Here is a 13,592-nt window from a genome sequence, read left to right as displayed (position 1 = left end):
GCGGGTCAAAAAGACAAAAAAGGCCGGCATCATTGCCGGCCTTTTACGGTCTTGCTGCTTATGCCCCGAAAGGATTACGCAGGACGATGGTCTCGTTGCGGTCCGGGCCGGTGGAGATGATGTCGATAGAGGTACCGACCTGCTCCTCGAGGAAGCTGATGTAAGCACGAGCAGCACTGGGCAGGTCTTCGACGCGCTTGACGCCGAGAGTGGACTCGCTCCAGCCGGGCAGGTCCTGGTAGACCGGTTCGACGGCCTCGTAGCCCTCGGAGTCCACCGGGTTGTCGAGCACGTCGCCGTCCTTGCTGCGGTAGCCGACGCAGACACGGATGTTCTCGAGGCCATCGAGCACGTCCAGCTTGGTCAGGCAGATGCCGGAGACGGAGTTGATCTGTACCGCATGGCGCAGGGCCACGGCGTCAAACCAGCCGCAACGACGGGCACGACCGGTGGTCGCACCAAACTCGTGGCCCTTCTCGGCCAGGTGACGGCCATGCTCATCGAATAGCTCGGTCGGGAAGGGACCGGAACCCACGCGAGTCGTGTAGGCCTTGGTGATACCCAGCACGTAGTCCAGGTACAGCGGACCAACGCCGGAGCCGGTGGCCGTTCCACCCGCGGTGGTGTTGGAGCTGGTGACGTAGGGGTAGGTGCCGTGGTCGATGTCCAGCAGCGAGCCCTGGGCGCCCTCGAACAGGATGTTTTCGCCATCCTTGCGCAGGTCGTGCACCAGGCTGACGGTGTCGGCCACCATCGGACGCAGCTCTTCAGCCATCTGCATGGCGCTCTCGAGCGTCGCCTGGAAGTCCACCGGCTCTTCACCGTGATACTTGGTCAGCACGAAGTTGTGATAGTCCAGCACTTCGCCCAGCTTGGAGGCAAACCGCTCGCGGTGCAGCATATCACCCAGGCGCAGACCGCGACGGGCAACCTTGTCTTCGTAGGCCGGACCAATGCCGCGACCGGTGGTGCCGATCTTGGCGATGCCGCGCGCTTTCTCGCGGGCCTGGTCAAGACGCACATGGTAGTCGAGGATCAGCGGACAGGCTGGCGACAGGCGCAGACGCTCGCGCACGGGCACGCCCTTGCTCTCGAGCTCACGGATTTCCTTGATCAGCGCTTCAGGAGACAGCACCACGCCGTTGCCGATGACGCAGGTCTTGTCTTCGCGCAGAACGCCGGACGGAATCAGGTGGAGGACCGTTTTCTCACCGTCGATCACCAGCGTGTGGCCGGCATTGTGACCGCCTTGAAAACGCACCACGGCGGAGGCAGATTCGGTCAGCAGGTCAACGACCTTGCCCTTGCCCTCATCGCCCCATTGGGTACCCAGTACGACTACGTTCTTGCCCATTGCTCTTCTCGTCTCTCTTGGTTGCGCCTTGGGGAAACACTGCACAGCTCGCGAATCGCGACTGGAGACAGCGTTTGCGTGGCGCCACTGTCGGTGTCAGCGCCAGACCCCGGCGCCCCGATTCGGCCTTCGTGAGAAGGCATCACCTTACTCTGGCGTTACGTGGTGAGGGGTTCTAGCACCCACTCCTGTCCTCTAGCGACCAGCTGCTCGCTGCAGTCGTGCCCTGGAGCACGCTGTCCCGGCAGGCCCTGGATCACGCGGCGGCCCTGTCGCCTAAGCTTCTGTACCGCCTCGTCGAGCCCTGGAGCGCCCTCATCAGCAGGCGCCCACACGCTATCTCCGGCCGGATCCTTGGTGGCCAGGGTAGCCAGCAGCTTGAGGTCCATGGAGAAGCCTGTCGCCGGACGGGCGCGGCCAAAGGCACGACCGGTATCGTCATAGCGACCGCCCTTGGCCAGTGCCTGACCATATCCCGGCACATACGCGGCAAACATCATGCCCGTGTGGTACTGATAGCCACGCAGCTCAGCCAGATCAAAGTAGCAGTCTACCTCGGGATGCTCGCGCTGCACGCCCTGGTACAGGTCATAGAGCTTGTCGAGGGCATCATTGACGGCCTGTGGCGCCTCGGCAAAGGCTTCGCGGGCCTGGTCGAGGACCTCGGGGCCGCCGTGCAGTTCGCCGAGGGTACGAAACATGGTGGCCAGCGCCGGATCGCTGACGGTGCGCGCGACCTCGGCCTCCAGCTGACCGGGTGACTTGAGCGCCAAGGCCGCGGAAATCGCATACTCCGCCTCCGCATCCAAGCCAGCCACTTCCACTAGATTACGGTAGATACCCACATGGCCCAGCGCCAGGTGAACTTCACCGGCACCCGAGGCCTCCAGGCTTTCCAGCGCCAGGCGCAGAATCTCGAGGTCGGCGGCCAGGCTGGCACTGCCGAACAGCTCGACACCGACCTGCACCGGGCTACGTCCGCCCTGATGCTTGTCGGCCTTGGCGCGCAGCACATTGGTGCAATAGCAAAGGCGTACCGGCCCCTCGCGTTTCAGCGAGTGCGCGTCGATCCGCGCGACCTGTGGCGTGACGTCCGCCGTCACCCCCATCATGCGGCCGGTGAGCTGGTCGGTAAGCTTGAAGGTCTGGAGATCCAGGTCCGTGCCGGTACCCGTCAACAGGGAGTCGAGAAACTCCACGGGAGGCGGCATCACCTGGTCGTAGCCCCAGAGATGAAAGAGGTCGAGCAGCGCCCGGCGCAGCTCCTCCATCCGGCTGGCCTGAGGAGGAAGCACCTCGTCCATGCCGTCGGGCAGAAGCCAGCGGTCAGCGATGGTCATGTCGATATCCTGCCTGGTCGATATCTTGCTGTGACGTTTTGCTTGTCCCGCACGCACGCCAAACCTCGCGCACAGGTGAATTCCGGTGATTCGTCTTGGGACAAGAATCAAGGACTTCGGCGTGCAGGCGAACGCGTTGAACTCAGCGATGTCGGGGAATGTCGGCCACAAAAAAACCGGGCCACGCCCGGTTGACGGATTCTATCACGTTTGGCCGCCAGTTGAACCCCGCAGGGGCGTCTTTCGCCCCTGCGAGTCGCAGCCATCTGATCTAGTTCACCACCCGAGGCGTACTGCCAGCATCGGGATTGGCGCTTTTCAGGTAACGGAAGAAGTCACTGGACGGGTCCAGCACCATCATGTTGCCCTCGCCTTCCGCGAAGGAATCACGGTAGGCATTGAGGCTGCGCCAGAAGCGGTAGAACTCGGTGTCGCCCTGATATGCCTGGGAGTAGATCGCGGCGGCTTCAGCGTCACCTTCACCGCGCAGTGTCTCGGCACGCTCGTTGGCCTGGGCCAGCAGCACCTGACGGCGACGATCGGCGTTGGCGCGAATGCGCTCGGACTCTTCCTGACCCTGAGCGCGCCATTCCCGTGCCTCGCGCTCACGCTCGGAGCGCATGCGATCGTACACCGCGGAAGACACATCCTCCGGCAGATCGATACGCTTCACGCGAACGTCGAGAATGGCAACACCCAGCTCGTCCTGCATCAGGGTATCGAGCTCTTCGGTGGGGCCAGACATCAGCTCATCACGCTTTTCAGAGATGATCTGCTGCAGATTCAGCTGACCGAATTCGTTACGCAGGCTCTCGTCGACACGGGGCTGGATCAGGCGCACCGCCATCAGCTCATCCCCTGCCGTCGCCTCGTAGTAGCGGGTGGGGTTGACCACCTGCCATTTCACGTAGGAATCCACGATCACCGCCTTCTGTTCCTGGGTCAGATAGCGGCTGGCATCAGTATCCAGCGTCAGCACCCGGGTATCGAACTTGCGGATGGTCTGGGTGATCGGCACCTTGAAGTGCAGACCCGGCTGAATGTTTTCCTCGATGACTTCACCGAAGCGCAGCTTGACCGCACGTTCGGTCTCGTCGACCACGTACAGGCTGTTGCTGGCTAGCCAGGCCACGGCGGCCAGGCCACCGACGATGAGCAGGGATCGGTTATTGATCATTTAGCGACCCTCCCGCTGAATACCACTGTCGCGGCCGCTGCGACTGGAACTTGAATTGGCGCTCGAAGAGCCGCTCTCGGCGCGAAGGCGCTCCAGCACCTGCGGATCGAGCGAGCTGGCGCTTTCGGATGAGGACTGGCTGCTGCCGCCACGACCAAGGCGGTCCATCGGCAGTACCATCAACGGACTGTTCTGATCGACGTCCACCAGTACCTTGCTGGTCTGGCCGAGCACCTCGGAGATGGTGTCGAGGTACAGGCGCTCACGCATGACCTCAGGCGCATCACGATATTGGGTCAGCAACGCCGTGAAGCGGTTGGCCTGACCGCGGGCCTCGGCAACCACCGACTCACGATAGCCTTGGCCCTGCTCAACGATACGCTGCGCCTGACCCTGTGCTTCCGGGATGATGGCATTGGCGTAGGCCATGGCCTGGTTGATCGTACGCTGACGATCCTCACGTGCCCGGATAACGTCATCGAAGGCATCCTGCACCGCATCGGGGGGCGAGGTGGACTCGACGTTCAAGGTCACCAGACGGATACCCGTGCCATAGTTGTCCAGGTAGGTCTGCAGACGACTGGCCACGGCGCTGCCGAGAATCTCACGACCGGAGGTCAGGATGTCGATCATGTCGGTGCCGCCGACCACATGGCGCAGGGCCGAGTCGAGGGCATTTTCCAGCGACAGCTCCGGATCACGCACGTTCAGCACGTAATCGCGGGGATCTGCGACCTGGTACTGGGCCGACATTTCCACGGACACGATATTTTCGTCTTGTGTCAGCATGGACTGGGTCTGGCTGACAGAGCGCACGCGGGTCACGTTGACCATGCGCACATCGTCGATCAACGGCGGATTCCACTGCAGACCCGGCGTCACGACTTCCTGGAACTTGCCGAAGCGCAGAACCACGCCACGCTCGGACTGGTCTACCAGATAGAAGCCACTGGCCGCCCAGACAGCCAGACCGATAACGATCAGCAGGCCCGGCAGCGCAAAGGTGTTGCGCGGACGATTGCCGCCGCCCTTGCCACCGCTGCCACCGCCACGCTTGCCGCCTCGGCCACCCAGCATGCCATTGAGCTTGTCCTGAAACTTCTTCAGGGCTTCATCCAGATCAGGTGGTCCCTGGTTATCGCCGCCACGGTTGTCACCGCCGCGGTTACCGCCACCATTGCCGCCTCGACGCCCCCCGCCACTCCAGGGATCGTGCTGGTTGCCGTTGCCGCCACCAGGCTCATTCCAGGCCATACGTCGTCTCCACTCTGTGCCCCCGCGTCACGAGGCGCATCGATTGCGATCCTTGGGTCACGCTGCACAGACCTCTGCGCTCGACGTCCATCCAGCGTTTCCCTTGTGGCGTCGCCATCCGGGCGACGCTCTAGCCGACCCGTCTGACGGATCGGTTCACGCTTCCCAGACGTCACGCTCCTTGAGTGCGTCGGGAAGGTAATCATTAACACGCTCACCCAGGCGAGCCATCAACTGATTGAAATCGCGCCGCGGCAAGCGAATCTCCAGCTGAGTCCTGCCCTGTTCATCGAAGGACTCTTCCCGCACCGCGTTCACCTCGTGCAAGGCGGCGCGCAGCTTGCCCTGCTCCGGCGTCAGGGTCAGGGAAAAGTCGATGATGTCCTCAGCCAATCGCTCGGTCAGGGCCTGCGTCAACAGGTCCAGCCCCAACCCCTTCTGGGCAGACAGCCATACGGTCTGAGGCACACCATGCTCATCACGCTCGATGCGCGGCGAGCTGTCGAACAGGTCAATCTTGTTCATCACCTTCAGTGACGGCACATCCAGCGCACCAATCTCGTCGAGCACGGCGTCCACCTGGGTGACGTTGAGCTCGCGATCTGGGTCCGCCGAGTCGATGACATGCACCAGCAGGCTGGCCTCGGCGGCCTCCTGCAGGGTGGCCTGGAAGGCTTCAACCAGCTTGTGCGGCAGGTGCCGGATAAAGCCGACCGTGTCCGCCAGTACCACCGGCCCCACGTCCTCGACGTTCAAGCGCCGCAGCGTAGGGTCGAGAGTAGCGAACAGCTGGTCCGCCGCATAGACCTCAGACGCCGTCAAGCTGTTGAAAAGCGTTGATTTACCGGCGTTGGTATAACCCACAAGCGAGACGCTCGGGATTTCCGCACGAGAACGTGCCCGCCGATTTTGCGTGCGCTGACTGCGCACCTTGTCCAGCCGCTTGTGAATCGACTTGATCCGTGCCCGCAACAGGCGACGGTCAGTCTCGAGCTGGGTCTCACCCGGGCCACGCAGGCCGATCCCCCCTTTCTGACGCTCAAGGTGCGTCCAGCCTCGCACCAGGCGCGTGGACATGTACTCCAGCTGGGCCAGCTCCACCTGCAGCTTGCCTTCATGGGTACGCGCGCGCTGAGCGAAGATATCAAGGATCAGGCCCGTGCGATCGAGCACCCGGCACTTGAGTGCCTGCTCGACGTTACGCTCCTGAGAGGGGCTGAGCGCGTGATTGAAGATCACCAGTTCCGCCTTGTGCACTGCCAAGGCCTCGCCGATCTCCTCCAGCTTGCCCGACCCCACGAAACTCTTGGGGTCAGGACGCTTCCGCGAGCCGGTGACGAGCGTCGCGGGCTCGGCACCCGCAGACCTCACCAGCTCGTGGAACTCACCGGGATCTTCGCGCTCCTTCTCGTCCTGAAAATCAATGTGGACGAGTACCGCCGTTTCACCGGCGTCGGGACGTTCAAAAAACAATCAATACCTCACGAAATATCAGCTCTCCGGCTGCGCCGCAGGATCCTGGGCCGGCAGACGCACGTTGCGTGACGGCACCACCGTGGAGATAGCGTGCTTGTACACCATCTGGCTGACGGTGTTGCGCAGCAGGATGACAAATTGGTCAAAGGATTCGATCTGGCCCTGGAGCTTGATGCCGTTGACCAGGAAAATCGATACCGGAATGCGCTCCTTGCGCAGAATGTTCAGGTACGGGTCTTGAAGGGACTGCCCTTTGGACATGTTGCTCTCCCTGAAGGTGTCTTAGGGTTTTAGGTTATGGTGGCGCCCGCTCCTGCCTTCAAGGCGACGGACATCACAGTATTCTGCGGGACCCTGAAAGCGGCCACACGAAATCGTTATCTTACGCTAAGTCCCAGCGCTGCGCACGAGTTTCAGGAGCCGCTCGGCGGGCTTGCCCGCCAGCGGATCCACCCATGTCAGTTCAGGCCAACTCCGCAGCCAGGTCAATTGACGCTTAGCCAATTGACGGGTGGCGACGACGCCCCGGTGGACGAAGGTGTCACGATCAAATTCGCCGTCCAGGTACTGCCAGGCCTGACGGTAGCCGACGCTCTTCATCGAAGGCATCGACAGCGACAGGTCTCCTCGTGCCTTCAAGGCGGCGACTTCGTCGAGGAAACCCGCATCCAGCATGAGCGAAAAACGGCGCTCGATTCGCTGGTGCAGCACCGAACGGTCGGCAGGAGCGAGACCTATGGACAACAGCCGAAAAGGAAAGGTTTCACGGCGCTGTTCACGCCACAGCTCACTCATTGGCCGACCCGCCAACGCGTAAACCTCCAGGGCACGCATCAAACGCTGGGGGTCGTTGGGGTGGATCCGCGCCGCCGAGGCCGGGTCCACCTCTGCCAGACGCCGATGCAACGCCTCCAGCCCCTCACGCTCAGCGTCTTGCTGCAGCTGGCGTCGCAGGTCGTCGTCCGCCGCCGGCAAGTTGGCCACGCCCTCGACCAGGCGCTTGTAATACATCATGGTGCCACCCACCAGCAGCGGCAGCTTGCCGTGGGCCGCGATATCGTGCATTTCGGCCAGGGCATCGTCGCGAAACTGCGCCGCGGAGTAAGACTCGGCAGGGTCACAGATGTCGATCAGGCGGTGGGGCGCCCGCGCCAGCTCCTGCGCAGACGGCTTGGCCGACCCGATATCCATGTCGCGGTAGATCATGGCCGAATCGACGCTGATGATCTCTCCGTCGAGACGCTCGCGAATATCGATGGCCAGGTCGGTCTTGCCCGCCGCGGTGGGGCCCATCAGCAGCACTGCCAGCGGCCGCTGATCCACTGTCGCGGCCGCTTCTGCGGCCATGTCCTTGCTCATCATTGGCCTCGCAGGAACAGCTTGTCCAGATCCTTGAGGCTCATCTGGGTCCAGGTGGGACGGCCGTGATTGCACTGACCGCTGCGCTCAGTGCGCTCCATGTCCCGCAGCAGCGCATTCATCTCGGCGACGGTGAGCTGACGATTGGCGCGCACGCTACCGTGGCAGGCCATGGTCGAGAGCATTTCGTTGATATGCGCCTCGATCCTGTCCGAGCGGCCATAGCGCTCCAGGTCAGACAGCATTTCACGCACCAGCGGCTCGACATCCGCATCGGCCAGCAGCGCCGGCACCTGGCGTACCAGCAGGGTCTCAGGACCGGCGGCATCCAGCTCCACCCCCAGCCGCACAAAGGCGTCACGCTCTCGCTCCGCGGTCTCCGCCTCGGCCCCGCTGACCGCCAGTGACACCGGCACCAGCAGCGGCTGGGCATCCAGCGCCCCACCGTGTACCTGGGTCTTCATGCGTTCGTAGACAATCCGCTCATGGGCGGCGTGCATGTCCACCAGCACCAGACCCTGGGCGTTCTGCGCCAGAATGTAGATACCGTGCAGCTGCGCCATGGCATAGCCCAGCGGCGGCGCCTGGGTGGCGTCTTCCTCGGGCATCTGCGGGGCGTTCATCCCATGCTGTCCGGCGACCTGGCCATCGCGAGGCATGCTGATCGGTTCAGGCCTGCGTCGTTCGGCCAGCGCCGTCTCGGCGGCCATCCCCCCTGCGCCTGGGGCACCAGGCTGCGGGTTCAACAGGCTCTCTTCATGCTCGGGATGGAGCTTGCGATAACCGTCCATGAACGCCCGCACCCGATCCGGGGTCACGTTCGACTCTCCCTCTTCCCTGCGGGGGTGCAGCGCCATGGGCTGCTGCTGCCAGGAGGGCGACGACGCCTCGGCTGACCTGGCCTGGGAGGATGCCGCAGCTGGTTCGCGAATCTCGCCGGTCTCCGGGTCAACGTCCAGGCCATCATCGCGCTTGGCGTAGCCCTGGTCGTGTCCCTCGACGCCTCCTTCGCGCTGGCCAGCACGAGCTTCTCCCAGCGCGCGATGCAAGCTCGAGAACAGAAAATCGTGCACCATGCGACCGTCGCGAAAACGCACTTCGTGCTTGGTCGGGTGAACATTGACGTCCACCACGGTCGGGTCGACGTCGAGATACAGCACGAACACCGGATGACGGCCGTTGAACAGGACGTCGCGGTAGGCCTGGCGAATGGCGTGAGCCACCAGACGGTCTCGCACCACACGTCCATTGACGAAGAAGTACTGCTGATCCGCCTGGGCACGCGAATGGGTCGGCAAGCCAACCCAGCCCCACAGCCTGAGACTGCCGGTGGCAATATCGAGGGTCAGGGCGTTGTCCAGAAAGTTCTTGCCCAATAGCGAGGACAGGCGTCGCTCCACCGAGTGATCGTCCCGTGCCACCGGCAACTGGTGGATCGTCTTCTGGTTGTGGCGAAGCGTCCAGCCGATATCAAAGCGCGATAACGCCTGACGCCGAAACGCCTCTTCCACATGATTGAATTCGGTTTTCTCGGTGCGCAGGAACTTGCGCCGAGCCGGCGTATTGAAGAACAGATCCCGCACCGCGACCGATGTCCCCCTGGGGTGCGGCGCCGGTGTCACGCGGGGTTCCATGCGGCGGCCCTCAGCCACCACACGCCAGCCACCCTGGGGGTCGTCCTGTACATTCGAGGTCAGCTCGAGCCGTGACACCGAGCTGATCGATGCCAGCGCCTCCCCCCGGAATCCCAGGCTGGCCACGCCTTCCAGCTCTTCCAGCGAAAGAATCTTGCTGGTGGCATGCCGCGACAGCGCCAGCGGCAGATCGTCTTCCCCGATGCCGGAACCATTGTCGCGAATGCGGATCAGCCGCGCACCGCCCGACTCGATATCCACTTCGATGCGCGAGCTTCCCGCATCGATGGCGTTCTCGATCAGTTCCTTGACCACGGACGCTGGCCGCTCGACCACTTCACCGGCGGCAATCTGGTTCGCCAGGCGCGGATCGAGGATCTGAATACGCCGGCGGGCATCCTGCTGTGCCTCCGGGTCGCTCAAGCGATGCCCAGCGCCTGGGGGCTCGTTGTGGACACCACGGCGACCGACATCGTTGCTGGATACGTGCTGGGGATCATTCATGAACTGGGAATCCTCAATACCTGCCCCACACGAATCACGTCGCCAGACAGCTCATTGACCTGCTTGAGCGCATTCAACGCCACGCCATGACGCGAGGCGATGGCCGACAGGGTATCGCCGGGCTGAATACGGTACTCGTTGGACGCCGTCGAGCGCCCCTGGTCACGCTGCCAGGCCAGCAGGCTGGCCGGCGGCGGGTTACGCTCGAAGTGCGCGCGGATCCCGCCAAAGACAGCGCTCATCATGCGCTGCTGGTAGGCACCATCCCGCAGTCGCCGCTCTTCTTCCGGGTTGGAGATGAAGCCTGTCTCCACCAGCAGCGAGGGGATGTCCGGCGACTTCAGCACCACGAAGCCAGCCTGCTCGACGCGGGGCTTGTGAAGGTCGTTGATGCGACCAATACGGCTCAGCACCTCATCGCCGATCGTCAGCGAATCATTCAGCGTCGCTGTCATGGTCAGGTCCAGCAGCACCCCGCGCAGCACCTGGTCCTTGTCATCCAGCGACAGGCTGCCATCGACACCGCCGATGAGGTCGGACCGATTCTCGGCAGCGGCCAGCCACTTCGCCGTCTCCGACGTCGCGCCACTCTGGGACAGCGCAAACACCGAGCTGCCGTGGGGCCTGGGGCTATTGAAGGCATCGGCATGAATCGACACAAAGAAGTCCGCTTTCTGCTCCCGGGCGATCAAGGTACGCTGGCGCAGCCCGACGTAGTAATCGCCGTCACGAATCATCACCGCCTTGAAGCCGGGAGTGTCGTTGAACTGGCGGGCCAGGCGATCCGCCATCTGCAACACGACATCCTTCTCGCGGGTGCCACTGGGGCCCATCGCGCCAGGATCCTCGCCGCCGTGGCCTGCGTCCACCGCGATGATAATGTCACGCTTGGGGTGCGGCTGGGCGGCATCCACCACCGGCGCAGCGGCCACCGGATCGCGCCCTTCCGCCACCGCTACGGTCTTGGCACGTTCCGCGGCGATTTCCTGCTCACGGATCATCGACTCGATCGGGTCGATGGGGTCTTCCACCGCACTTTCGCCCGGATATTCGAGATCCACCACCAGGCGGTGGCCATACTGATTGTTCGGCGCCAGCGAGAAGTGACGCGGCTCAATGGCGCGGCTCAATTCAAGCACCACGCGCAGATCGTTGCCTTCGCGCACGCCGGTGCGCACAGCGCTGATCGCGCTGTTCGACAGGTCCATGCTGTTGGGATCGGCCGCCAGGCTGGTATCCCCCAGGTCGATGACCAGCCGGCGCGGGTTGTCGAGCTCGAATACATTGGCGGTGGCCGCGGCAGACAGGTCAAACACCAGACGCGAATGGTCCGGCGCCGCCCATAGACGCATGTTATCGACGCTGGCGGCATGGGTCGCCGCGCAGACCACGGCAAGCCCCAGCCCCCCGACCAGAGTCAACAGCTGACGCATCATGCCTTGCCCCCTGCCAACCGCACGTCACCGCTGATCTGCTGCGCCAGGCGTTCGAGCACCTCGCTGCCATAGGCGGTCAGCGCGCTGATGTCGGCCCGGCGCCCCCGGGGCTCCGCGTGACTCAACGCCACCTCCAGGTCCGGCGGGGTCAGCCAGCCTTCACCGCGCTCGGCCCATTCGACCAGGCACAGGTTGCCCTCGGCGAACAGGTCCCTGCCACCAATGAATTCCAGCTCTTCAGGATCGCCAAGGCGATACAGATCGAAGTGATAGAGGGTAAGAGGCTCCTCCCCGAGCGCCAGCTCGTAGGGTTCTACCAGCGTGTAAGTCGGACTCTTCACCGCGCCTTGATGGCCGTATGCGCGCAGCACACCACGTGCCAGCGTGGTCTTGCCGGCACCAAGCTCTCCCGACAGGTGGACACGCCCACGCCCATCCAGGGCTCGTCCCAGGCATTCCCCCAGTGCGACCTGGCGGTCTTCATCATCGAGTCGCAGCTGCATCTTCCTCGCCCATCGTCGGATTGACTAATTTTCGTGCACAGGATGCCAGATCGCTGGCCAACAGACCACGCTCGCCGCCCTCTCGCGCTGCCATATCCCCGGCCAGGGCATGCACCAGCACTCCCACTCTCGCGGCACGCTCGAGTGACCAATCGAGCGAGGGACCCTGGGCAACCAGGCCAGCAATGATGCCGGTCAGCGTATCGCCCATGCCGCCACTGGCCATGCCGGGGTTACCGAACGGACACAGCGCGAGTCCCTGGGGACCAGCGATCAGGGTGCCGGCGCCCTTGAGCACGACCACCCCGCCCCAGCGTTCACGCAGGGCCCGTGCGGCACCCGGGCGATCCGCTTCAATCTCGGCCACGCTGCACCCGAGCAGGCGTGCTGCCTCCCCCGGATGCGGCGTCAATATCCAGTCATCGCGGCGCTGACCGGAGAAGCGCGAGACCAGCAGATTAAGCGCATCGGCATCCAGGACCAGCGGAATGGAGCGCCCCAGCGCGGTCTGCAGCACCGACTGGCCCCAGCTGCCCTGGCCAAGCCCCGGACCTACCGCCAGCACCGTCAAGCGCTCCAACAGTTCGTCCAGTTCACTGGCATGGGTCACACCCCGCGCCATCACCTCAGGACAGCGCACCAGACTGGCACCGACATGCTCAGGAGCTGTCGCCAGCAGCACTCTGCCCGCTCCGACACGGGCACAGCACTGTGCCGCCAGTAGCGCAGCACCGCCCAGGCCGGGCGCACCGCCGAAGATGCCGGCGAAGCCCGCAGCGCCCTTGTGCATGTCACGCTCTCTCGGCGGCAGCGCCGACTCGATCAGGCTGGACTGCAGTCGCCAGGCGGTCGGCTCTATGTCGTCATGAGCCAACGCATCGACACCAAGGGGCTCCACGACCACCTCGCCGGCCAACGCTGCGCCGCGGCCAGTGTGCAGGCCCAGCTTGTCGCCGATAAAGGTGACGGTCATCACTGCCTTGACGGCGAGACTCGGCTCGGCACCACCATCGGCGGTAATTCCCGACGGAATATCCACCGCCAGCACCGGCCGCCCACTGGCATTGATCGCGGCAATGCAAGCGGCGTAGTCGGCCCTGAGCTGTCCGGTAAAGCCGGTGCCCAACAGCGCATCGACCACTACCTCACCGTCCACCACGAGCTCGTCATTCCATTCAACAAAGGCCACGCCGGCATCATCTGCCATTTGCGCCGCACGCAAGGCGTCTCCTTTCAGCTGCCCACGTGGACACATCGACACCCGCTGCACCTGGCGCCCCTCGGTGGCCGCCAAGGCTGCCAGTACATGACCATCGCCACCGTTGTTACCGCCGCCACACAGCACGCTCAGCGACTTGGTGGCTGGCCAGCGCGCCTTCAACCAGCGCCAGGCGACACCGGAGGCGCGATGCATCAAGGCAAAGCCGTCCGTTTCTCCGGCAATCGCACGCCGGTCGAGATCACGTACCTGTTCGGCGGTGTACAGCGGCGTCTGACCTGGCTCAGGCGTGCCGACGTCGACGTTATCCATGCGGTTCTCCCTACGATCCGGATG

General features: G+C 63.8%; 11 protein-coding genes. All 11 read right to left on the bottom strand.

What is annotated here, in order from left to right; translation table 11 throughout:
* Positions 1 to 58 precede the first annotated feature (58 nt).
* The 11 genes from KUV86_RS12480 to KUV86_RS12430 all read right to left on the bottom strand — a co-directional run bounded on the left by KUV86_RS12480 (position 59) and on the right by KUV86_RS12430 (position 13,568).
* Positions 59 to 1,354 (bottom strand): adenylosuccinate synthase, encoded by a 1,296-nt coding sequence (locus KUV86_RS12480; protein ID WP_206940948.1) that lies wholly within the window; start codon positions 1,352 to 1,354, stop codon positions 59 to 61.
* Between the two features lie 158 nt (positions 1,355 to 1,512).
* Positions 1,513 to 2,694 (bottom strand): ATP phosphoribosyltransferase regulatory subunit, encoded by a 1,182-nt coding sequence (locus KUV86_RS12475; RefSeq protein WP_222237500.1) that lies wholly within the window; start codon positions 2,692 to 2,694, stop codon positions 1,513 to 1,515.
* Positions 2,695 to 2,965: 271 nt separating this feature from the next.
* The gene (gene hflC / locus KUV86_RS12470) at positions 2,966 to 3,871 is read right to left on the bottom strand and encodes a protease modulator HflC (RefSeq protein WP_222237501.1); all 906 of its coding nucleotides are present in this window, start codon (positions 3,869 to 3,871) and stop codon (positions 2,966 to 2,968) included.
* On the bottom strand, positions 3,872 to 5,125 hold the full coding sequence (gene hflK, locus KUV86_RS12465; protein WP_206940954.1) for an FtsH protease activity modulator HflK: 1,254 nt from the start codon (positions 5,123 to 5,125) through the stop codon (positions 3,872 to 3,874). It lies immediately after the preceding gene.
* A 156-nt stretch (positions 5,126 to 5,281) separates the two neighbouring features.
* Complete coding sequence (gene hflX / locus KUV86_RS12460; protein ID WP_206940964.1) at positions 5,282 to 6,598, bottom strand: ribosome rescue GTPase HflX; 1,317 nt, start codon at positions 6,596 to 6,598, stop codon at positions 5,282 to 5,284.
* Between the two features lie 18 nt (positions 6,599 to 6,616).
* A complete protein-coding gene (gene hfq / locus KUV86_RS12455) occupies positions 6,617 to 6,862 on the bottom strand; it encodes an RNA chaperone Hfq (protein ID WP_045993095.1) in 246 nt (81 codons plus the stop codon).
* Between the two features lie 126 nt (positions 6,863 to 6,988).
* On the bottom strand, positions 6,989 to 7,948 hold the full coding sequence (gene miaA / locus KUV86_RS12450; protein ID WP_222484988.1) for a tRNA (adenosine(37)-N6)-dimethylallyltransferase MiaA: 960 nt from the start codon (positions 7,946 to 7,948) through the stop codon (positions 6,989 to 6,991).
* Between the two features lie 11 nt (positions 7,949 to 7,959).
* Positions 7,960 to 10,098 (bottom strand): DNA mismatch repair endonuclease MutL, encoded by a 2,139-nt coding sequence (gene mutL / locus KUV86_RS12445; protein WP_222484986.1) that lies wholly within the window; start codon positions 10,096 to 10,098, stop codon positions 7,960 to 7,962.
* Positions 10,095 to 11,531: an N-acetylmuramoyl-L-alanine amidase gene (locus tag KUV86_RS12440; protein ID WP_409995516.1), complete on the bottom strand. Its 1,437-nt coding sequence runs from the start codon at positions 11,529 to 11,531 to the stop codon at positions 10,095 to 10,097. Before KUV86_RS12440 ends, mutL begins: the two co-directional genes overlap by 4 nt.
* A complete protein-coding gene (gene tsaE / locus KUV86_RS12435; RefSeq protein ID WP_222484984.1) occupies positions 11,531 to 12,037 on the bottom strand; it encodes a tRNA (adenosine(37)-N6)-threonylcarbamoyltransferase complex ATPase subunit type 1 TsaE in 507 nt (168 codons plus the stop codon). Before tsaE ends, KUV86_RS12440 begins: the two co-directional genes overlap by 1 nt.
* Complete coding sequence (locus KUV86_RS12430) at positions 12,018 to 13,568, bottom strand: NAD(P)H-hydrate dehydratase (RefSeq protein ID WP_222484982.1); 1,551 nt, start codon at positions 13,566 to 13,568, stop codon at positions 12,018 to 12,020. Before KUV86_RS12430 ends, tsaE begins: the two co-directional genes overlap by 20 nt.
* Positions 13,569 to 13,592: the final 24 nt, after the last annotated feature.

This window comes from Halomonas sp. DP8Y7-3, assembly GCF_019801675.1.
Taxonomy (GTDB): domain Bacteria; phylum Pseudomonadota; class Gammaproteobacteria; order Pseudomonadales; family Halomonadaceae; genus Halomonas; species Halomonas litopenaei_A.
The sequence above is the reverse complement of the archived record's forward strand: the minus strand, read 5'-3'. Positions and strand labels throughout refer to the sequence as shown.